The sequence below is a fragment of the Agrobacterium sp. O3.4 genome (assembly GCF_041414895.1).
GTDB lineage: Bacteria > Pseudomonadota > Alphaproteobacteria > Rhizobiales > Rhizobiaceae > Agrobacterium > Agrobacterium cucumeris.
The window spans coordinates 1,163,675-1,184,626 of the sequence record NZ_JALPZP010000001.1; the positions used below are offsets into that span (position 1 = coordinate 1,163,675).

A 20,952-nucleotide genomic window follows, 5' to 3' on the forward strand; every position below is an offset into this window, starting at 1 on the left:
ATGCTGAAATTTACCGCAGAACACGAATGGCTGAAGTTCGAAGGCGATATCGCCACCGTCGGCATTACCAGCCACGCCGCTGAACAGCTCGGCGATCTCGTCTTCGTCGAACTGCCGGAAGTGGGCGCAACCTTTGCCAAGGATGGCGATGCTGCAACCGTTGAATCCGTCAAGGCTGCCTCCGACGTCTATTGTCCACTGGATGGCGAAGTGGTCGAAATCAACCAGGCGATCGTTGACGATCCCTCGCTGGTCAATTCCGATCCGCAGGGTGCCGGCTGGTTCTTCAAGCTGAAGCTTTCCAACGTGGCGGATGCCGATACGCTGCTCGACGAAGCAGCCTACAAGGAGCTGATCGCGTAATGACGACGCCCACCGAATTCCATTTCACCGACTATCAGCCCTATGATTTCGCCAACCGGCGTCACATCGGGCCGTCGCCGTCGGAAATGGCAGAGATGTTGAAGGTCGTCGGCTATAAGAGCCTCGACGCGCTCATCGACGCCACCGTTCCCGCCTCCATCCGCCAGAAGGTGCCGCTCACCTGGGGTGCGGCGCTGACCGAACGCGAGGCGCTGGATCGTCTTCGCGAGACGGCCAACAAGAACCAGGTCCTGACCTCGCTGATCGGCCAGGGCTATTATGGCACCATCACGCCGCCGGTCATCCAGCGCAACATTCTGGAAAACCCGGCCTGGTACACGGCCTATACGCCCTACCAGCCGGAAATCAGCCAAGGCCGCCTTGAGGCGCTGCTGAACTACCAGACCATGGTCTGCGATCTCACCGGCCTTGATGTCGCCAATGCATCACTGCTCGATGAAGCGACTGCCGCTGCCGAAGCCATGGCCATGTGCCAGCGCGTCGCCAAGTCCAAGGCGACCGCTTTCTTCGTGGACGCCAATTGCCATCCGCAGACCATCGCGCTGATCGAGACCCGCGCGGCCCCGCTCGGCTGGAAGGTGATTATCGGCAATCCCTTCACCGATCTCGATCCGGTCGACGTGTTCGGCGCGATCTTCCAGTATCCCGGCACCCACGGTCATGTCAGCGATTTCTCCGGCCTGATTTCCCGTCTGCACCAGACAGGCGCGATTGCCGCCGTCGCCGCCGATCTTCTGGCGCTGACGCTTCTGAAATCTCCCGGCGAAATGGGCGCAGACATCGCCATCGGCACCTCGCAGCGTTTCGGCGTTCCGGTCGGTTATGGTGGTCCGCATGCGGCTTACATGGCCGTCAAGGACGCGCATAAGCGCTCCATGCCCGGCCGTCTGGTCGGCGTTTCCGTCGATGCGCGCGGCAACCGCGCCTACCGCCTGTCGCTACAGACCCGCGAACAGCACATCCGCCGCGAAAAGGCGACGTCGAACATTTGCACCGCGCAGGTGCTGCTTGCCGTCATGGCTTCGATGTATGGCGTCTTCCATGGCCCGCAAGGCATCAAGGCGATTGCCCAGCAGACCCACCAGAAGGCCGTGCTGATGGCCAAGGGACTGGAAAAGCTTGGCTACACCATCGAGCCGGAAACCTTCTTCGACACGATCACCGTCGAAGTCGGCCACATGCAGGGCGTTATCCTGCGCTCGGCCGTGGCGGAAGGTGTGAACCTGCGCAAGGTCGGCGCGACCAAGATCGGCATGAGCCTTGACGAGCGTACCCGCCCGGCAACGCTTGAGGCCGTCTGGCGTGCTTTTGGCGGCAATTTCTCGATCTCGGATTTCGAGCCGGACTATCGTCTGCCGAAGGAACTGCTGCGCACCAGCCAGTACATGACGCATCCGATCTTCCACATGAACCGCGCTGAAAGCGAGATGACCCGTTACATCCGCCGTCTTTCGGACCGCGATCTGGCGCTCGACCGTTCGATGATCCCGCTCGGTTCCTGCACCATGAAACTGAACGCTACGGCGGAAATGCTACCGATCACCTGGCCGGAATTTTCCGACATCCACCCCTTCGTACCGGCCAATCAGGCGTTGGGTTACAAGGAGATGATCGACGATCTCTCCGAAAAACTGTGCTCGGTCACCGGTTACGATGCCTTCTCCATGCAGCCGAATTCCGGTGCGCAAGGCGAGTATGCCGGGCTTTTGACCATCCGCAACTACCACCTTGCCAATGGCGACACACATCGCGATGTCTGCCTCATTCCAACCTCGGCGCATGGCACAAACCCTGCCTCGGCGCAGATGGTCGGCATGAAGGTAGTGCCGGTGAAGGTGCGGGATAACGGTGACATCGATGTCGATGATTTCCGTGCAAAAGCAGAGCAGTATGCGGAAAACCTCTCGTGCTGCATGATCACCTATCCGTCCACTCACGGCGTATTCGAGGAGACGGTTCGCGAGATTTGCGAGATCACCCACAGCCAAGGCGGTCAGGTCTATCTCGACGGTGCCAACATGAACGCCATGGTTGGCCTTGCCCGTCCCGGCGATATCGGTTCTGATGTTTCGCATCTCAACCTGCACAAGACCTTCTGCATTCCGCATGGCGGCGGCGGTCCAGGCATGGGCCCGATCGGCGTCAAGGCGCACCTGGCGCCTCACCTGCCCGGCCATCCGGCGACGGACGGTCGTGAGGGTGCGGTGTCTGCAGCTCCTTTCGGTTCGCCGTCGATCCTGCCGATTTCCTGGAGCTATTGCCTGATGATGGGCGGCGAAGGGCTGACGCAGGCGACCAAGGTGGCGATCCTCAACGCCAACTATATCGCCGAACGGCTGAAGGGCGCTTACGACGTGCTCTACAAGTCCGAGACCGGTCGCGTGGCGCATGAATGCATCATCGACACCCGCCCGCTTGCAGACAGCTGCGGTGTGACGGTAGACGATGTGGCGAAGCGCCTCGTCGATTGCGGTTTCCACGCTCCGACCATGAGCTGGCCGGTTGCCGGCACGCTGATGATCGAGCCGACGGAATCCGAGACCAAGGCGGAAATCGACCGTTTCTGCGATGCCATGCTGGCGATCCGCGAGGAAGCCCGCGATATCGAGGAAGGCCGTGCGGACAAGCTCAACAATCCGCTGAAGAACGCGCCGCACACGGTGGAAGACCTCGTCGGCGAATGGGACCGTCCCTATAGCCGCGAAAAGGGTTGCTTCCCGCCCGGCGCCTTCCGCATCGACAAATACTGGTCGCCGGTCAACCGCATCGACAATGTCTATGGTGACCGCAACCTCATCTGCACCTGCCCGCCGATGGAGGATTATGCCGAAGCGGCTGAGTAAACTTCGTTTCGCTCAAGACAAAAGCCCGGATCGCTCCGGGCTTTTTTATGTCGGCGCATAAATAATCATTCTTGAAATCAATTATTTATCATTTTTCCTGGCTCGCCTCGAAACTTCGGGGAAACGGCTTTCGTCTCTTTTATCGCTACGGATGACCGATAGCGGCCACCGGAAGAACTGCCTTTCGGGGTTTGGAAGTCACCAAGGAGGAATAACGATGTACAACGTTTCTGTTCGTGCCCTGACGCTGGCCGCAGCTCTTTCCATCGGCATGGTTTCCGCTTACGCGGCGAACCCCAAAGTTGGCGGCGCCGCAATGTTCGAGGACAAGAATATCGTTGAAAATGCGATGAACTCGAAAGACCACACAACGCTTGTCGCAGCGGTGAAGGCAGCCGGGCTTGTCGAAACACTGCAAGGAAAAGGTCCGTTCACGGTGTTTGCGCCGACCAACGAAGCTTTCGCTGCCCTCCCGAAGGGTGCGGTCGACGATCTTCTGAAGCCCGAGAACAAGGAGAAGCTGGTCAAAGTACTGACCTGCCACGTCGTTGCCGCCAATGCACTGTCACCGGCCATCGAAAAGATGATCAAGGACGACAAGGGTGAACATGACGTGAAGACCGTCGGCGGCTGTGTGCTCAAGGCCAAGGAAAGCATGGGCAAAATCACATTGACAGACGAGAATGGTACGGTTGCCCATGTAACCATCGCCGACGTCAAGCAATCCAATGGCGTCATTCATGTCATCGACAAGGTGTTGCTGCCGAAGATGTAGTCAGCGCTGCCTGACACAAAATCTCCGAATAAAGCATTTGGCTTGAACCTGCATCAAAGGCCCGGAAACATCCGGGCCTTTGTCATCAGGGCGACGACATCCCCACACCCCGAAATCGCGGGACGGATTGATCGCCAGCGGTTCCATGCTAAACGGGATCATGCAATTCCGCGGCGATGGAGTGTAAATGCGTCTGATCTGCCTGAACGGCTGGGGCGGGAAGCTCCATGACGAGCTTGTTCCCTATCTCTCCTCTTCCGATCCCGATATCCTGTGTCTGCAGGAAGTGGTGCATAAGCCTGATGCCACGCAGGACTGGCTGTCCTATCGCGATCACGGCATAGACCTGCCGCAGAGGGCGAATTTCCTGCGGGATATCGCAGACGCCCTGCCCGATCACTTGGCGGTTTTCTGCCCGGCAGCGCAGGGTGATCTCTGGGACGGTGACATACGATACCCGTCGCAATGGGGGCTGGCGACCTTCGTGCGTAGATCCATTGCCATTGTCGCGCAGGCGCAGGGTTTCGTTCACGGCACCTTTTCAGCCGATGGATATGGCGACCACCCGAGATCGCGGACCGCCCATGCCATTCGTATTTTCGATTTCACAACCGGCCAGCCCGCCGTCATCGCCCACATGCACGGCCTGCGAGACCCCGAAGGCAAACACGACAGCCCCGCGCGTCTGGCCCAGGCGAAGCGCCTCGTCCAGCTGGTCAGAAATATCGCCGAGGCGGGTGACCGGATTATCGTCTGCGGCGACTTCAGTGTTTTGCCCGACAGCGAGACTTTTGCCGTTCTGAGAGAACTCGATCTCACGGAGTTGGTCACGACGCGCGGCTTTAACGACACGCGGACTTCGCATTACACCAAGCAGAACCGTTATGCGGATTACATGCTGGTCAATCCGGCTGTGAAGATCGACCGTTTCGACGTTGTGACGCAGCCGGAGGTTTCGGATCATTGCCCGCTGCTGCTTGAATTCAGATAGACAAGCTGGCGCTACATTATCGCCGCTCGTCAGCGCACCAGCCGGATGTCGCTCGTCACCACCGTCTTGCCGGTTCTGCCGTCCTTATCGGTGGTGCGCAGCCGCAGTCCGTTGGCTCCAATCTTTTCGATGGTCATGGCGGCAACCCGGTCGCCGTTTATGTCGCGGTTCCAGCGGACCGTCAGGTTGATTGCGTTTCCTCGCCTTGTGCCGGAAAGGGCCGATGGTCGGCCAGACGGGCCAGTATAAGCCCCGCTGTAGCGTCCGCCCTTTTCTGAAAGATCAGCCGCGATAGCGCGCCTTACCACAAGAAGGCCGCGGCACGTGCCGGACATGTTGAGCGATGATGCCCCGGCATTGGAATTCAGCGTACAACTTACATTGATCGGCGGAGTACCGATCCGCGTAATCACGGTCCCCTTGCCGGCCCATGTGCCTTTCAGCGATGAGAGGAATGCGCGTTCATCCGCATGTGCGGGCTGGCCACCGAGCAATACAGCCGAAAATAGAAGTGCTAAAGCATGGGTTTTCATGGCGAGTAATCCGTTTTTCCACGGAGACTAACTCGACAATACGGTCAAACGTTCCTTCAGCCTATTCTGCGGCGATCAAAAATGTCGAGAGTTTTATGTTTATCTCTCACTGATGCAACCAAATGCAGACACAGCTGTTTCTCGCCAGCCTTGATCAATTTCCCATTACTCGCGCATGTTTTTCGGAGCGTATTTCATGACGACTATTGGCGTTTCGACTCCGCATGGTGGTCTTCCTTCGGGCGGTCTGCCGCGCAGCGGTGGCATCTCAGACCGCACGCTTTTTGCCCTTGCAGCATTGAACTTTTTCCTCGCCGATGCCCGCGACGGTCTCGGTCCGTTTCTGGATGCATTTCTGGCGACAAAGGGCTGGTCTTCGCTCTCGCTGGGCATGATCGCCACGGTGGGTGGCCTTGTCGGTCTGCTTGCGACACCGCTCTGCGGTGCCCTTGTTGATGGCACAACATGGAAGAGGATGCTGATTGCCATCCCTGTCGTTCTCGTGACCATCGGCGCGCTGATCACGCTGATCTTTCCGGATGCCTGGATCGTCTGGACCGGGCAGATCATGACGGCGGTCGTCGGCGCCGTGGTCGGTCCAGCACTTGCCGGCCTCACACTGGGTCTTGTCGGCGAGCGCCTGTTTTCCCATCAGATCTCGCGCAACGAATTCTGGAACCACGGCGGCAATTTCGCGTCGCTTTTTGCGACTTATGTGGTCGTCACGTTCTTCGGCATGAATGGGATTATTGGCCTGATGCTGCTGACCGCTGCAGGCGCTCTGGTCGCGACGGCGGCGATTGATCCTGACAGGATAGATCACAAGGCTGCGCGTGGTCTTGCCGAAGACAAGGGAGAGCCCGGGCCATCCGGAATAAGGGTTCTGCTGCACGAACGCGGGCTGATCTTTCTCGCCATCATTCTGCTCGTCTTCCATTTTGGCAACGCGCCCATGGGTCGATTGATCGCACAGGATTTCGCCATCGAACTGCAAACGCCCTTCCGCACCACAGCCATCATCACCGGCGTCGCGCAATTCGCGATGATTTTCGTCGCTGCAATGGCGCCGTGGCTGATACGCCGTTTCGGTCTTTCGACGGTGTTTATCATCGCGCTCGTCGCCCTGCCCATACGCGGCCTTCTCGCTTCGGCCTTTACGGATTTCTGGGTCGTTTTTCCGGTGCAGTTTCTTGACGGCGTTGGCGCCGGTCTGCTCGGCATCGTTACACCTGTCGCGGTGGAAAGAATCTTGAAGGGGACCGGCCGTTTTAACGTCGGCCTTGCCAGCGTCATGATGGTTCAGGGCATTGGCGCATCATTCAGCAATGTCGTGGCAGGCTGGCTGGTGACGAAGGGTGGTTATTCGCTATCGCATCTCGTCGGCGGCGGCATCGCGGCGATTGCCATCGGACTGTTCGTTCTCTATCGCAATGAAATCGCACCGAAACAGGATGATGACAGCGTTTCTCGATAGCTACACTGAAGGTGCAAATAAAAAGGAGGCCTGACGGCCTCCTGAAATCTTGTCGTCTTATGCGTTCAGCCGACGAAAGCGCGCTCGATCACAAATTCAGCGGGCTTGTTGTTGGCGCCTTCATTCAGGCCGGCCTTTTCAAGCAATTCCTTGGTGTCCTTCAGCATGGCCGAGGAACCGCAGATCATGCCGCGATCAATTTCCGGATCAAGCGCCGGCACGCCAAGATCGGCAAACAGCTTGCCGTTTTCGATCAGCGTGGTGATACGGCCCTTGAAGGGGTAATCCTCACGGGTCACCGTCGCATAATGCTTGAGCTTGTCGCCGACGATTTCGTTCAGGAATTCGTGGTTGCGGATTTCCTCAACCAGATCGAAGCCGTATTTCAGCTCTGCAACATCACGGCAGGTATGGGTGAGGATGACCTCTTCAAACTTCTCATAGGTCTCGGGGTCACGGATCAGGCTTGCAAAAGGCGCAATGCCGGTGCCGGTCGAGAACATGTAGAGCCGTTTGCCGGGTGTCAGCGCATCAAGAACCAGCGTGCCTGTCGGCTTCTTGCGCATCAGAACCGTATCGCCGGGCTTGATCGCCTGAAGATGAGAAGTCAGTGGGCCGTCTGGAACCTTGATCGAGAAGAATTCCAGTTCCTCATCCCAGGCGGGGCTGGCGATGGAATAAGCGCGGTAAATCGGCTTTTCTCCGACCATCAGGCCGATCATGGCGAACTCACCGGAGCGGAAACGGAAACCGGCAGGACGTGTCATGCGGAAACGGAACAGGTGATCCGTATAGTGCTCCACGGATAAAACCGTCTCGGCGTAAACACCATCAGGTATCTTGATCGCGAAATCTTCCGTCTTGGCTGGCGCGTTCATTTCAGGTTCCGTCCATTCTTATTCGATAAGCGACATTCTCCAACCGGGCAATTATACCATTTTTGCCGAGGCTTGAAGGCATGAGAATATCACAACTGCTATGTGCTCAGGAAATATGTATCAAAAAATCATATTTCCGCGCAACGTGTCACAGGGACGCACGCCGACGCCAGCTATAAGCCTCGCCGCCCGCCGCCGGCCGGGCCGTCGGCTGGTAATAAACCGGGATTTCCGGCAGGCGATTTTCGGACAGGCGGCGGATCGCCGTGCCGTTCGTCACTGCAAAACTGGTAAAGCCGGTGCGCAGCATCGGCGGCACCTGGTCGATCAGCACGTCGCCGACTGCCCTCACCTCACCTCTAAAACCCAGGCGGTTGCGCAGCAGCGAAGCGTGGCTGAAACCCCGGCCATCGTTGAAGGCCGGAAAACTCACGGCCACAAGGTCGATACGGTCAAGGTAGGGCTCGAGGCGGGTGACATCGTCGGCCGGCGCAATCAGCACGCCCAGGCCTACATCGTTGCTTTCCGCCGCACGAATGAGGAAATCCGCGAGCGGCAGCAGCGGCTTTTGCGCGGCTGCAGCTTTCACCTCTTCAGTTTCGATCACCCAGGGATCGTTTTCCACGAAGCCGTCGCGGTTCCAGATTTTCGTCATGACGCTCTCCTCAGGCGGCTTCGGCGGCGGAACCGTAGAGCGCATCCTTGAAAGGCTGCGGTCCGATACGGCGATAGGCATCGAGGAAAATTTCCTCTTTCGACAGGCGAAGCCGCAGATAGGTATCGACGATTGTTTCAATGGCGTCGGTTACCCTGTCCGGCTCGAAACCACGGCCGATGATCTCACCGATCGAGGTGTTTTCGTCACCCGATCCACCGAGCGTGATCTGGTAGAGCTCGGCTCCCTTTTTCTCCACGCCCAGCAGGCCGATATGACCGACATGGTGATGGCCGCAGGCATTGATACAGCCGGAAATCTTGATCTTCAGTTCACCGATTTCCGCCTGACGCTCCGGAGCACCGAAACGGGTGGAAATTTCCTGCGCCACCGGAATGGAGCGTGCATTGGCAAGCGCGCAGTAGTCCAGCCCGGGACAGGCAATGATATCGGTGATCAGCCCTGCATTGGCGGTCGCAAGGCCAGCACCCACCAGTGCACGATAGACCGGTTCCAGATCGGCCAGCGCCACATGCGGCAGGATGATGTTCTGCTCGTGGCTGATGCGGATTTCGTCGAAAGCGTATTCCTGGGCGATATCAGCGACGAGTTCCATCTGCTCGTCGGTCGCATCACCCGGAATGCCGCCAATCGGCTTCAGGGAAATCGTCACCATGCCGTAATCGGGGTGCTTGTGCGGCTGGACGTTCTGGTCAACGAAACGGGCAAAACCCTCATCCGCCTTCTTCCAGCGCGCCAGGCTTTCCCAGCCTTCGGGGCGGTTCTTCAGTTCCGGCGGCGCGAAATAAGCGGAAATCGCCGCGATATCGGCATCCGGCAGCTTCAATTCGGTGTTTTTCAGCTCGGCGAACTCGACCTCGACCTGGCGGGCCAGTTCTTCCGCGCCGGTTTCATGCACGAGGATCTTGATGCGCGCCTTGTATTTATTGTCGCGGCGGCCGTGCAGGTTATAAACGCGCATGATTGCCGTGGTGTAGGACAACAGGTCCTCTTCCGGCAGGAAATCGCGGATTTTCTTGGCGATCATCGGCGTGCGGCCCTGCCCGCCACCGACATAAACGGCAAAACCGATCTCGCCCTTGTCGTTCTTTTTCAGATGCAGGCCGATATCATGGACCTGAATGGCGGCGCGATCGCGCTCGGCACCCGTTACCGCGATCTTGAACTTGCGCGGCAGGAACGAGAATTCCGGATGCACGGAAGACCATTGCCGCAGAATTTCCGCATAGGGGCGCGGATCGGCAACCTCATCGGCTGCCGCGCCGGCGAAATGATCGGCGGTGACATTGCGAATGCAGTTGCCCGACGTCTGCAGCGCGTGCATTTCCACGCTTGCCAGTTCAGACAGGATATCCGGCGTATCTGATAGCTTCGGCCAGTTATACTGGATGTTCTGGCGCGTGGTGAAGTGGCCGTAACCCCGGTCATATTTGCGGGCGATATGGGCCAGCATCCGCATTTGTTGCGAATTCAGCGTACCGTAGGGAATGGCGACGCGCAGCATATAGGCATGCAACTGAAGATAAACGCCGTTCATCAGGCGCAGCGGCTTGAATGCGTCCTCGGCCAGCTCGCCGGACAGCCGGCGCTCGACCTGATCGCGAAACTGCGCCACGCGGCCTTCAACAAATGCGTGATCGAACTCGTCGTAACGGTACATATTCTTCCTCAGACTGCGATAAATGCTGCATCGGCCGGCTTGAAGCCGGTGGCATAGTGCACGGTGGGGCCGGCAGCGCGGATACGCTCGCGAAGCCGGGTCGGCCAGAGCTTGCCATTTTCCTCCACCACGTCAACGATGGCCACATCGACCACCTTGTTGGCGGAAAAATCACGCTTGCCGATTTCCTCGAACGAAGCGACGGCCTCCGCATGGCGGGCAACGATGGCGCCCTGCAGGTTCTCCGTCCAGTCACCATTGGCGTCGAGCCAGACGGCGATACCATCGCCCAGACGATTGGCGGTCAAAACCTTGTCAACCATTTACGTACTCCCGTTTGAAATCCGCCGGCTGCACTGACAGTGCAAGCGCCTCGGACCTGTCGAAATTGGCGCCCGCCACCGCATCACCGATGATGACCATGACCGGGCCGGTCAGTTCATCGCGATGTTCGAGGTCGGGCAGATCGTTCAATGTGCCATGCAGCAGGCGACGATCCGCGCGGCTGGCGTTTTCAATAACGGCGACGGTGGTTTCCACACCCAGGCCCGCTTCGATCAGCCGCGTCGCCACCGAGGCGGCAACGCTGCGGCCCATGTAAACGGCGATTGTTGCGCCGGAAACGGCAAGACGGGCCCAATCGGGCAGAACATCGCCGGTCAGATCGTGGCCGGTGGTGAAGATCAGCGACGAAGCCACACCGCGTAGCGTCAGTGGCAATTCGAAATCCGCAGCGGCGGCGAAGGCGGAGGTGATGCCCGGCACGATCTCGTAACCGATGCCGGCATTGCGCAGCGCCGCCATTTCCTCGCCTGCGCGGCCATAGACCAGCGGATCGCCGGATTTGAGGCGCACGACGCGTTTGCCATCCCGGCCAAGACGCACCAGCAGACGGTTAATCTCTTCCTGCGACTTGCTGTGGCAGCCCTTGCGCTTGCCAACAGACAGCCTTTCGGCATCGCGACGGCCCATATCGACAATCGCCTGCGGCACAAGTGCGTCGTAAACGATCACATCGGCTTCCATCAGCACGCGCTGTGCACGCAGCGTCAGCAGATCTTCCGCACCGGGACCGGCGCCAACAAGCCAGACGCGACCTTCGCTGCGTTCCGGCGATTGCAGCAGGCGATCTGCGGCATGACGGGCGGAAGAGGTGTCCCCGAGAGCGACAGCATCCGCAACCGCACCCGAAAAAAACCGCCGCCAGAAATTGCGCCGCAACGCGCCCCTGGGCACATTCTCCTCGGCCGCATCACGATACTGCACCGCAAGACGTGCGAGTTTCCCGAGCGACGGCGACAACATCTGGTCGATGCGGGCGCGGATCATCTGGGCAAGCACCGGCCCTGCCCCTTCCGTGCCAATGGCGATGGCGACGGGTGCGCGGGCGACAATCGCCGGGGTGAAGAAATCGCAAAATTCCGGTTGATCCACCGCATTTGCGGGGATTTTCTTCGCACGCGCGGCGGATACGATTTCGCGGTCGAGCGCCTCGTCTCCGGTGGCGGCAAAAACCAGCGTCGCGCCTTCGATCAGCTCAGCGGCGAAAGCCAAAGCACGATGATCGATACCATTTTCGCTGATATAGCGGGCAAAATCCGCCTCCGGCTGATCGGCGTAAGCAACGATATGCGCATTGGTGTTGGCGAGGAGCCTTACCTTGGCGAAAGCCTCGTCACCATTTCCAAAGACCGTGACCTGCCGCCCCTCAACCCGGAAGAAAGCGGGAAAGGTCGAAAGGCGATCGCCAGCTGCGGAAAAATCATGTTCGTTGTGCATTGGACATATATCCCGCATTGCGGCGCAAGATTGAAGAAACAGAAATTCAAGCCTTTCCAGCGCTTGGATTTTTATTTCTCGAACACCCCTGTTTTTGAGGAAAACAAACCGGCACCCCCGTTTTGCACCGGTCAGGGCGCCCTCAAACCCATGAGAATCCCTTGACAAACCGGGTCCTCGCGCCGAACAAGGGAGGACCATTTTCTGTCGTTTTCTCCATGCGAATACCGCTTTCTTTAAAGCGGCACGAAGGATCAGACCCTTGACCAGCCACAGCCTCGCTTCCCGCCTTCTCGACGTCATCGAGCATGATATCCTGCCCTTGACGGCCCGCGGTGTGAGCTTGGGCAACAAGGTTTTCGGTGCGGCTATCCTGCGCAAATCCGACCTGTCTCTGGTGGTTGCCGAGACGAACAACGAACTCGAAAATCCCCTCTGGCACGGCGAAGTGCATACGCTGAAGCGGTTTTACGAGCTGGGAGAAAAGCCGAATACCAAGGATCTGATTTTCCTTTCCACCCATGAACCCTGCACCATGTGCATGTCGGCCATCACCTGGGCCGGATTCGACAATTTCTATTCCTTCTTCAGCCATGAGGATTCACGCGATGCTTTTGCAATCCCGCATGATCTGAAAATCCTGAAGGAGGTATTCGGGCTGGAGCCGGGCGGTTATCGCCGCAACAACGCGTTCTGGAACTCTTTCTTCATCGCCGATCTGGTTGAGGGCGAGGACGATCCGTTGAAAACCACCCTGAAGGTGCAGACGGCCCGTATCAAGGCAACTTACGATGCTCTCTCCACCAGCTATCAGTCATCGAAGAGCGACAACGATATTCCGCTGAACTAGGGCATTTTCGTTGAGGGTGCAGTGCGGATTTCCGCGCGGAAAATGCGTAAAAACAAAGGTTTGATACATATGGAAGCCTCGAAGGATATTTCCCGCCTGATCGAGATCATGGAGGCGCTCCGCCAGCCGGAAACCGGTTGCCCGTGGGATATCGTTCAGACCTTCGAGACGATCAAGCCTTACACCATCGAAGAGGCCTATGAAGTTGCCGATGCCATCGAGCGCAAGGATACGGACGATCTTTGCGACGAGCTGGGCGACCTTCTCCTGCAGGTGGTTTTCCATGCCCGCATCGCAGAGGAAATGGGCGAATTCGCTTTCGGTGACGTGGTGCAGGCCGTCACTTCGAAGATGATCCGTCGTCACCCGCATGTTTTCGCCGTCTCCAGTGCCGACACACCGGAAACGGTCAAGCTGCAATGGGACCAGATCAAGGCTGAAGAAAAACGTGAGCGTGCGGAGCGCCGTGCGCGCCGGGGTATTACCGAGGATTTCAAGGCTGGTTTTCTGGGCGGCATACAGCGCAGCCAGCCGGCGCTGACCGAGGCTTTGAAGCTGCAGGAACAGGCGGCGCGCGTTGGTTTCGACTGGTCGGACCCGGCGCCCATCCTCGACAAGATCGAAGAGGAAATCGCCGAGCTGCGCGAGGCACTGGCGGAAGGCAGGCCGGAGAAGGTCTCGGACGAACTTGGCGACCTGATCTTCGCGCTGGTCAATATCGGCCGCCACGTCAAGGCTGATCCGGAAAATGCTCTGCGCGGCACCAACACGAAATTCCGCAGACGTTTCAATCACATAGAAACATCGCTCCACGATAATGGCGAGACGCTTCAAGCGGCGAGCCTCGAGAGGATGGAAGACCTCTGGCAGGCGGCAAAACGCATCGAGCGGTCGCTTGATGTGGTTCCGTCCTGATTACGACGAACCTCGCCAGACACTCTGCCGTCATCCTCGGGCCTGTCCCGAGGATCTGCCAACGTCTTGATTTTATTCGACGTGTTTAGATCCTCGGGACAAGCCCAAGGATATCGTCGAATGTGAGGGAATGCCGGCTTTCTTACGGACCGTTCAGCGCTCCCAGTCCTCGCGCTCACGAACGGTCGCTTTTCCAAGCTTCCGCTCCAGTTCCACAGCCTGCGCTTCCGACAGGCGAACATCCAGTTCAACCGATCCGTCCTCATGGTCTTCACGGTTATCGACGATGGAGTTGCCGTAGACCCAGGAAATCAGCGGCAATTGCTCGACAGACAAGACAACAGTCGTTTCCGTCAGCACACCGGACAGGCGCTTTGAAATCTCTTCCATCAGGGCATCGACGCCCTCACCCGTGATCGCCGAAACGGCGCGGATATCGGAGCGGCCTTCGGCGCGCTGCATGATGGCGTCATGCGCTTCCGGCTCCAGACGATCGACCTTGTTCCAGACCTCGATAATGCGCTTTTCGGCTTCTTTCTCGTCGATGCCGAGATCGCTGAGAATGCGCAGCACATCCGCAGACTGGGCGGCATTGTCCGGATCGGACATATCACGCACATGCAGAACGAGATCGGCTTCAAGCACCTCTTCCAGCGTCGCACGGAAAGCCGCGACGAGATGCGTCGGCAGGTCGGAAATGAATCCGACGGTATCGGACAGGATAACCGTGCGGCCGTGCGGCAGTTTCATGCGCCGTAATGTCGGGTCGAGCGTGGCGAACAGCATGTCCTCCGCCAGAACACCTGCCCCGGTGATGCGGTTGAAAAGCGTGGATTTGCCGGCATTGGTGTAACCGACGAGCGCAACGATCGGATGCGGCACCTTGCGGCGCTTGGCGCGGTGAAGCTGGCGGGTACGCACCACCTGCTCCAATTCCTTCTCAAGCTTGACGATGCGATCCTGCAGCAGGCGTCTGTCGGCCTCGATCTGGGTTTCACCCGGACCGCCCATGAAGCCCGCACCACCGCGCTGGCGTTCAAGGTGGGTCCAGCTTCTGACGAGGCGACCCTTCTGGTAATTCAGATGCGCAAGATCAACCTGCAGCGTGCCTTCCTTGGTGGAGGCGCGACGGCCGAAGATTTCGAGGATCAGGCCTGTCCGGTCGATGACCTTGGCATTCCATTGCTTTTCGAGATTGCGCTGCTGCACCGGGGTCAGCGGATGATCGACAATCACCAGGCCGGAATTGGTTTCATCCAGCAGATGACCGATTTCCTCGATCTTGCCGGTTCCGAACAGGGTGGCGGGGCGCGGCTGATTGACGGAAACGATGAGACCCTGTGTTACCTCGAGCTCGATGGCAAGCGCCAGACCCTTTGCTTCCTCAAGCTTGGCTTCGACTGAGCGGCCGGGAGCAACCGGTGCCGCCGCATCGCGATTTTCACGCTGTTGCTTGAGGACCGGCACGAGGACCACGGCGCGCATGTCGTCGCGGCGCTTCTCCTGCTCCGGAATGATCGATTCGTTCGAGGTGTCGCGCGTCGAAATGGGCTCAGCCTTATCCAGAAAGAACATTGCGGCCGACCGCATCCGCGCGGACGGCCATGGAGATTAACCTGACGAGACCGGAAATGTTCCGATCCGGGTCAGTCTATATCGAAGATACCGTCAGAGGGAGCCTGATCAGGCTGCGCCTTCTTCGCTTTCGAACATCTGCATCGGCTGGCCGGGCATGATGGTCGAGATCGCATGCTTGTAGACCAGCTGCGAATGACCGTCACGGCGCAGAAGCACGCAGAAATTGTCGAAGGAAGTGACAACGCCCGTCAGCTTGACGCCGTTGATCAGAAAAATCGTGAGCGAAATCTTTTGCTTACGAACGGTATTGAGGAAAAGATCCTGAAGATTTTGAGAACGTTCCGCCATGGCGCCGCTTCTTTCTTTATTGCCGGCAGGGACACCGGAAAATAATCAATCAATAATAAACCGGCCGAGTCTAGTCCCCCGCTTGGCCAGCCTGCAACTCTGGTATCAAATCATGTCCCATTCCGCAACGGCGAAAACGGCCTGACGAGTACGAGTATTGACCCGCTTTTTCGATTCGAAACAGTCAGAAATATTGTATCGAAACCCGGAAAAGCTGCTCCACGTCGCGCACCGCATCCGCTGAGGCAAACAGCACGACGCGATCCTTCGCCTTGATCTTCGTGCTGCCATCCGGGCGGATCACCACGCCGTCGCGATAGATCGCGCCGATGCGTACGCCGTCGGGCATGTCGATATCACGGAAGGACTGGCCCACCAGCGGCGAGGTTTCCAGCGCTTCAGCCTCAATCACCTCCGCCGACCCGCGCTGCACGGCATAGACCGAGCGGATGCGGCCTTTGCGCACATGCTGTAGAACGCGGGAGATGGTGACGGCGCGAGGGTTGATATAGGCATCGAGACCAAGCGAACCCGCCACATCGTGAAAGGACGAACTGTTCAGCAGCGCAAGATTGGACTTGCAACCCAGCTGCTTTGCCATCACGGCGGCCAGAATATTCGTCTGGTCGTTATTGGTCAGCGTCACGATCAGATCCGCATCCTGAATATCGGCCTGCATCAGAATTTTCTGATCAAGCGCTGAACCATGCATGACGATGGTGTTGCTGAGCTGCTCCGATGCGGCAACAGCCCTGTCGCGATCCGCCTCGACGATCTTCACCCGGGTTTTCGGCTGCATCTCCTCGATCTTGCGGGCAACGAAGTGGCCGATATTGCCGGCGCCGGCAATCACGATACGCTGCGCTTCCTGCTCCTCATGGCCAAACAGACTTAAGGTACGGCGGGCGTGCTGGCGCTGACAGATGACATAGGCAAGGTCGCCGACCCTCAACTGTTCGGAGGAATGCGCCACCTTGAGGATGCCGTTACGGAAAACACCGACAACCGTGGCGATGAGGTCCGGAAAAAGGTTGGAAAGCTGGTGCAGCGGCGTATTGATGACCGGGCAGTCTTCCATACATTCGATCGCCAGCATGTATATCGTGTCATCCGCGAAGCGCACGACGTCGGTGGCGCCTGGAAAGGCGATGCGGCGCAACACCATCTTGCCGACTTCCACTTCCGGGGAAATCGTCACGTCGATCGACATGTTCTCGCGGCTGAAGAGATCGGCATATTCCGGCTTCAGATAACTCTGGTCGCGGATGCGGGCGATCTTGGTCGGCACACTGAACAAGGCATGCGCCACCTCGCAGGCAACGATGTTGATCTCGTCATGCAGCGTGACGGCGATGATCATGTCCGCCTGGTCGGCGCCCGCTTTCGCCAGCATGTCCGGATGCGCGCCGTGGCCGACATAACCGCGCACATCGAGCGTCTCGGTGATGGCGGAGATGAGCGGCGCGGCGGTATCGATCACCGATACCTCGTTATCCTCGCGCGACAATTGTTCGGCTATGCCGTAACCCACCTGCCCTGCGCCGCAAATGATGACTCTCATGCTGTCTCTCTGACGGAATATCGGTTACGGCAATGCGCCTTCTGTCCTTATACGCCGAGAGATTTCAGTTTGCGATGCAGTGCCGATCTTTCCATGCCAACAAATTCTGCCGTGCGCGAAATATTGCCGCCAAAACGGTTGATCTGGGCCACCAGATAATCCCGTTCGAACATTTCACGGGCTTCACGCAGCGGCAGGGTCATGATGTGCTGGTCTCCCTGCGCCGAAATCTTTGGCAGCATGTCGCCGATATCTGACGGCAGCATGTCGGCCGAGATCGGTGCTTCGCCGCCTTCGGGACGCGCGAGAATCATTAGTCGCTCGATATTGTTGCGCAGCTGGCGAATATTGCCCGGCCAGTCGTGCGTCTGCAGGACGGCCATGGCGTCGTCGCCGATCTTGCGCGGACGAATGCCGGCCTGCTCAGAAATCTGCCGCATGAACATGTCGACGAGGAAAGGAATATCCTCGCGCCGTTCGGACAGAGCCGGCACCTTCACGGGCACGACGGCAAGGCGATGGTAAAGATCCTCGCGGAACTGGCCTTCGGCGATCAGGCTTTCGAGGTGATGGGCGGTCGAGGAAATGATGCGCACATCCACCTTCACCCGTTTGCCGCCTCCGACGCGCTCGAACTGCTGGTCAACCAGCACGCGCAGAATCTTGTTCTGGGTTTCACGCGGCATTTCACCGACTTCGTCGAGATAAAGAACGCCGCGATGTGCCTCTTCCAGCGCGCCGACCTTGCGTGGCTGGCCGGGCAAGCCTTCGGTGCCGAAGAGTGCGATTTCCATGCGGTCCGGCGTGATCGTCGCGGCATTCAACGCCACGAAAGGCCCGGTGGCGCGTGAGGACTTCTTGTGCACCATGCGCGCCACCAGTTCCTTGCCGGAACCGGAGGGGCCAAGGATCATGATGCGGCTGTTGGTGGGTGCAACCCTGTCGATGGTCTGACGAAGCTGCGAAACCGCAAGGGAAGCGCCGACGAGTTCAACCGCGTCACCCGTGCGCTTCTTGAGTTCCTGAACCTCGCGCTTCAGCTTGGAGTTCTCCAGCGCCCGCTCGGCGATCAAGATAAGGCGGTCAGCCTTGAACGGCTTTTCGATGAAATCGAAAGCGCCGCGCTTGATGGCGTTAACGGCGGTTTCAATATTGCCGTGACCGGAAATCATGACGACAGGAATTTCGGGATGGCGGCTCTTGATCTCGTCGAGCAGCGCCAGACCGTCGAGCTTCGAGCCCTGCATCCAGATATCGAGGAAGATCAGGCGCGGCACGCGCTCCGAAATCGCGGCCAGCGCACTGTCGCTGTCGAAGGCCATGCGGGTTTCGTGGCCCTCGTCGGACAAAATGCCCGCCACGATTTCGCGAATATCCGCCTCGTCATCCACGACCAGAATATCAGACGCCATATGCTGCTTCCTTGTTATTTTCGCCGCCGACCGCCTCGATATAGGGCAGCAGCACTCTGATCATGGCGCCGTGGCCGTGATCGAACTCCGGCGGGGCATCGTGGAGTTCCAGATACCCGCCATGCTCTTCGATGATCTTCTTGACGATGGCGAGGCCGAGACCGGTGCCCTTGTCGCGCATCGTCATATAGGGTTCGAGAATGCGATGACGGTTCTCGACGGGAAGGCCGCGGCCATTGTCGATGATGTCAGCCACGAAACGGGAATTGGCCTCGTCGAAAGAGGCGCGCACGAGGATTTTCCCCGGCCGCTTTTCGCCTTCCACCGCCTCGATGGCTTCCGTTGCATTCTTGATGAGATTGCCGAACGCCTGTCCCAGCATGCGGGCATCAAACATGCCCTCCAGCGCGACATCGCCCAGTTCGGTGGAGAATTTCGTGTCGGCGGCGCTGATTTCCCGCAGGAAGGCCGCGTCCTTCAGGATCGAACGCAGGTCCGACTTTTCCTTCGTCGGCTTCGGCATGCGTGCGAAAGCCGAGAATTCATCCACCATCCGGCCGATATCACCGACCTGCCGGACGATGGTGTCCGTACACTGGTCAAAAACGGCGCGGTCGCTTTCGTCGATCTGCTTGCCGAAACGACGCTTGATGCGCTCGGCGGAAAGCTGGATCGGCGTCAGCGGGTTCTTGATTTCATGGGCGATACGGCGCGCGACATCCGACCATGCGGTGGACCGCTGGGCGATGACGAGATCGGTGATGTCGTCGAGGGTGATGACGTAGCTGTCGCGGCTGTCGCGGGCATCCTCGCGGGTCACCTGCACATTGAGTGTCCGCTCCTTGCCGCGTCGCATGATGTTGATCTGCTTGCGGAAATTGCCGCGCGACCAGGTGTTGGCCTCGGTCACCACCTGTTCGATCTCAGGCGCGATCTCCGACAATTGCGCGCCGATCAGCTGCTCGGAGGTCTGCGCCAGGAATTCTTCACCCGACGGATTGACGATGGTGATCTTGCGGTTCTCGTCAACACCGATGACGGCGGCTGTAACGCCCGACAATACGGCCTCGATGAAGCGGCGGCGATCGTCGATATCGTCCTTGGCCTCGATGATCTGCTCCTGCTGGCTGCGCAGTTCCGAGACCATCTTGTTGAAAGTACGCGACAGGCGCCCGACGTCGCCATCCACGGCGCGGACGGGCACCAGAACATGCATGTTGCCGGTGGCGACACTGTCTGCGGCACTGATGAGCAGGCGGATCGGCCGCACGATACGGTCGGCCACCGCAATAGCGGTCCAGATGGCGGCCAGAAGCACGATCAACGCAAAACCGAGATAGAGAATGGCAAAGGCGATCTGCAGCGGCGCACGACCGGCCTCCATTGCCTTGTATTCGGCGCGGTTCTCCTCCATCAGCCGCATCGCGCCCATCACCTTGGGATCGACGGCGCGAACGGTGTAGAGGAAAGTGCCTTCGATGCCTTCAAGCTTGATGATGGCGCCGACAAGGTTGGTAATGCCGGGCGGGATCAGGGTCGGCTGGCCGGCGGCGGCCTTTTCCAACGCATCGTGCGGAATGGCAGGAAGCGGTTTCTCCGTCTTGATGTTGGCCTGGGCGACGGCGTCGCCATCTTCCTGCACCAGAAACGCGCCAAGCAGGCCGCGGCCCTTGGCCTGACGGGTCATCAGATCGACGAAGCCCGTACGGTCGAGATAAAAAAGCGCGCGGTTGCGATCAAGGTCGGTGGCCATCGACAGGGTCTGTCCCTGAAGGTAGCCGGCATTTTCCATCATATAGGCCTGAGCGATATTGCTGGAGGAATCGACGATCGACTGGGTTCTAAGCGAAAACCAGCGATCGAGACCGACATTCAGCGTCAGACTGGCGAAGATGGCGACAAGCACGGCCGGCGTGATTGCCACTATGGAGAAAAGCACGACGATGCGCACATGCAGACGGGCCGCCGCCCTGCCCTTTTTGCGCGCTTTCAGCAGACGGTTGATTTCGCGGCCGATCAAAAAGATCAGGCCGATCACGAAGATCGAATTGATGACGACGGAGGCAATGACGACATTGGATGTCGGCGCAATCGGCGTGACGCCGAGAAGCACGAAGAGTGTGATGATGGCGCAAACGAGGGCGACGCCAGCGAGCACCAGCCCCGGCAGAGCGAAAGACATCCTGCGATCGGCAACCACCATGCCCGCTGCCTCATCGGCAACGGCGTGTTCAGCGGCGGGTTTCCGCATGCACTACTCCCAATCGCTGGCCAGCCAGCACCACATTCCTGAAG

At 58.8% G+C, this 20,952-nt stretch carries 18 protein-coding genes; 7 read left to right on the forward strand and 11 right to left on the reverse strand.

Features of this window, described 5'->3' with window-relative positions:
- The 4 genes from gcvH to M0412_RS05640 all read left to right on the forward strand — a co-directional run bounded on the left by gcvH (position 1) and on the right by M0412_RS05640 (position 4,993).
- Positions 1-363: a glycine cleavage system protein GcvH gene (gene gcvH / locus M0412_RS05625; protein ID WP_006315335.1), complete on the forward strand. Its 363-nt coding sequence runs from the start codon at positions 1-3 to the stop codon at positions 361-363.
- On the forward strand, positions 363-3,227 hold the full coding sequence (gene gcvP / locus M0412_RS05630; RefSeq protein WP_269699550.1) for an aminomethyl-transferring glycine dehydrogenase: 2,865 nt from the start codon (positions 363-365) through the stop codon (positions 3,225-3,227). Before gcvH ends, gcvP begins: the two co-directional genes overlap by 1 nt.
- 217 nt (positions 3,228-3,444) lie before the next feature.
- The gene (locus tag M0412_RS05635) at positions 3,445-4,002 is read left to right on the forward strand and encodes a fasciclin domain-containing protein (RefSeq protein WP_046800194.1); all 558 of its coding nucleotides are present in this window, start codon (positions 3,445-3,447) and stop codon (positions 4,000-4,002) included.
- A 187-nt stretch (positions 4,003-4,189) separates the two neighbouring features.
- Positions 4,190-4,993: an endonuclease/exonuclease/phosphatase family protein gene (locus tag M0412_RS05640; RefSeq protein WP_269699549.1), complete on the forward strand. Its 804-nt coding sequence runs from the start codon at positions 4,190-4,192 to the stop codon at positions 4,991-4,993.
- A 29-nt stretch (positions 4,994-5,022) separates the two neighbouring features.
- Here M0412_RS05640 and M0412_RS05645 read toward each other — a convergent pair whose 3' ends face one another.
- Positions 5,023-5,526 carry a hypothetical protein gene (locus M0412_RS05645; protein WP_142839721.1) on the reverse strand — a complete coding sequence of 168 codons (504 nt, stop codon included), beginning with the start codon at positions 5,524-5,526 and terminating at the stop codon, positions 5,023-5,025.
- A gap of 196 nt (positions 5,527-5,722) precedes the next feature.
- Here M0412_RS05645 and M0412_RS05650 point away from each other — a divergent pair, with 196 nt between their 5' ends.
- Positions 5,723-7,000 (forward strand): MFS transporter, encoded by a 1,278-nt coding sequence (locus M0412_RS05650; RefSeq protein WP_269699548.1) that lies wholly within the window; start codon positions 5,723-5,725, stop codon positions 6,998-7,000.
- A gap of 65 nt (positions 7,001-7,065) precedes the next feature.
- Here the strand turns inward: M0412_RS05650 and M0412_RS05655 are convergent, their stop codons facing one another.
- From M0412_RS05655 to cysG, 5 genes are all read right to left on the reverse strand, one after another.
- Positions 7,066-7,878 (reverse strand): ferredoxin--NADP reductase, encoded by an 813-nt coding sequence (locus tag M0412_RS05655; RefSeq protein WP_142839719.1) that lies wholly within the window; start codon positions 7,876-7,878, stop codon positions 7,066-7,068.
- A 148-nt stretch (positions 7,879-8,026) separates the two neighbouring features.
- Entirely contained in the window at positions 8,027-8,533 is a 507-nt protein-coding gene (locus M0412_RS05660) for a DUF934 domain-containing protein (RefSeq protein ID WP_269699547.1), read from the reverse strand.
- Between the two features lie 10 nt (positions 8,534-8,543).
- Positions 8,544-10,214 (reverse strand): nitrite/sulfite reductase, encoded by a 1,671-nt coding sequence (locus M0412_RS05665; protein ID WP_269699546.1) that lies wholly within the window; start codon positions 10,212-10,214, stop codon positions 8,544-8,546.
- An 8-nt stretch (positions 10,215-10,222) separates the two neighbouring features.
- Positions 10,223-10,537, reverse strand: a complete 315-nt coding sequence (locus tag M0412_RS05670; RefSeq protein WP_046800199.1) for a DUF2849 domain-containing protein — start codon at positions 10,535-10,537, stop codon at positions 10,223-10,225.
- Positions 10,530-11,993, reverse strand: a complete 1,464-nt coding sequence (gene cysG, locus M0412_RS05675; protein ID WP_269699545.1) for a siroheme synthase CysG — start codon at positions 11,991-11,993, stop codon at positions 10,530-10,532. Before cysG ends, M0412_RS05670 begins: the two co-directional genes overlap by 8 nt.
- 262 nt (positions 11,994-12,255) lie before the next feature.
- Between cysG and M0412_RS05680 the strand changes: the two genes are divergently transcribed.
- Positions 12,256-12,843, forward strand: coding sequence for a deaminase (locus M0412_RS05680; protein ID WP_269699544.1), 588 nt, complete (start codon positions 12,256-12,258; stop codon positions 12,841-12,843).
- 69 nt (positions 12,844-12,912) lie between these two features.
- On the forward strand, positions 12,913-13,758 hold the full coding sequence (gene mazG, locus M0412_RS05685; RefSeq protein WP_269699543.1) for a nucleoside triphosphate pyrophosphohydrolase: 846 nt from the start codon (positions 12,913-12,915) through the stop codon (positions 13,756-13,758).
- 153 nt (positions 13,759-13,911) lie between these two features.
- Here the strand turns inward: mazG and hflX are convergent, their stop codons facing one another.
- The 5 genes from hflX to M0412_RS05710 form a co-directional block, all read right to left on the reverse strand.
- Positions 13,912-15,333 carry a GTPase HflX gene (gene hflX / locus M0412_RS05690; protein WP_269699542.1) on the reverse strand — a complete coding sequence of 474 codons (1,422 nt, stop codon included), beginning with the start codon at positions 15,331-15,333 and terminating at the stop codon, positions 13,912-13,914.
- A gap of 108 nt (positions 15,334-15,441) precedes the next feature.
- The gene (gene hfq, locus M0412_RS05695; RefSeq protein ID WP_003496145.1) at positions 15,442-15,684 is read right to left on the reverse strand and encodes an RNA chaperone Hfq; all 243 of its coding nucleotides are present in this window, start codon (positions 15,682-15,684) and stop codon (positions 15,442-15,444) included.
- A gap of 184 nt (positions 15,685-15,868) precedes the next feature.
- Positions 15,869-17,266, reverse strand: a complete 1,398-nt coding sequence (gene trkA, locus M0412_RS05700) for a Trk system potassium transporter TrkA (protein ID WP_269699830.1) — start codon at positions 17,264-17,266, stop codon at positions 15,869-15,871.
- A gap of 26 nt (positions 17,267-17,292) precedes the next feature.
- On the reverse strand, positions 17,293-18,657 hold the full coding sequence (locus M0412_RS05705) for a sigma-54 dependent transcriptional regulator (RefSeq protein WP_035217431.1): 1,365 nt from the start codon (positions 18,655-18,657) through the stop codon (positions 17,293-17,295).
- A complete protein-coding gene (locus tag M0412_RS05710; protein WP_142839711.1) occupies positions 18,647-20,908 on the reverse strand; it encodes a PAS domain-containing sensor histidine kinase in 2,262 nt (753 codons plus the stop codon). Before M0412_RS05710 ends, M0412_RS05705 begins: the two co-directional genes overlap by 11 nt.
- Positions 20,909-20,952: the final 44 nt, after the last annotated feature.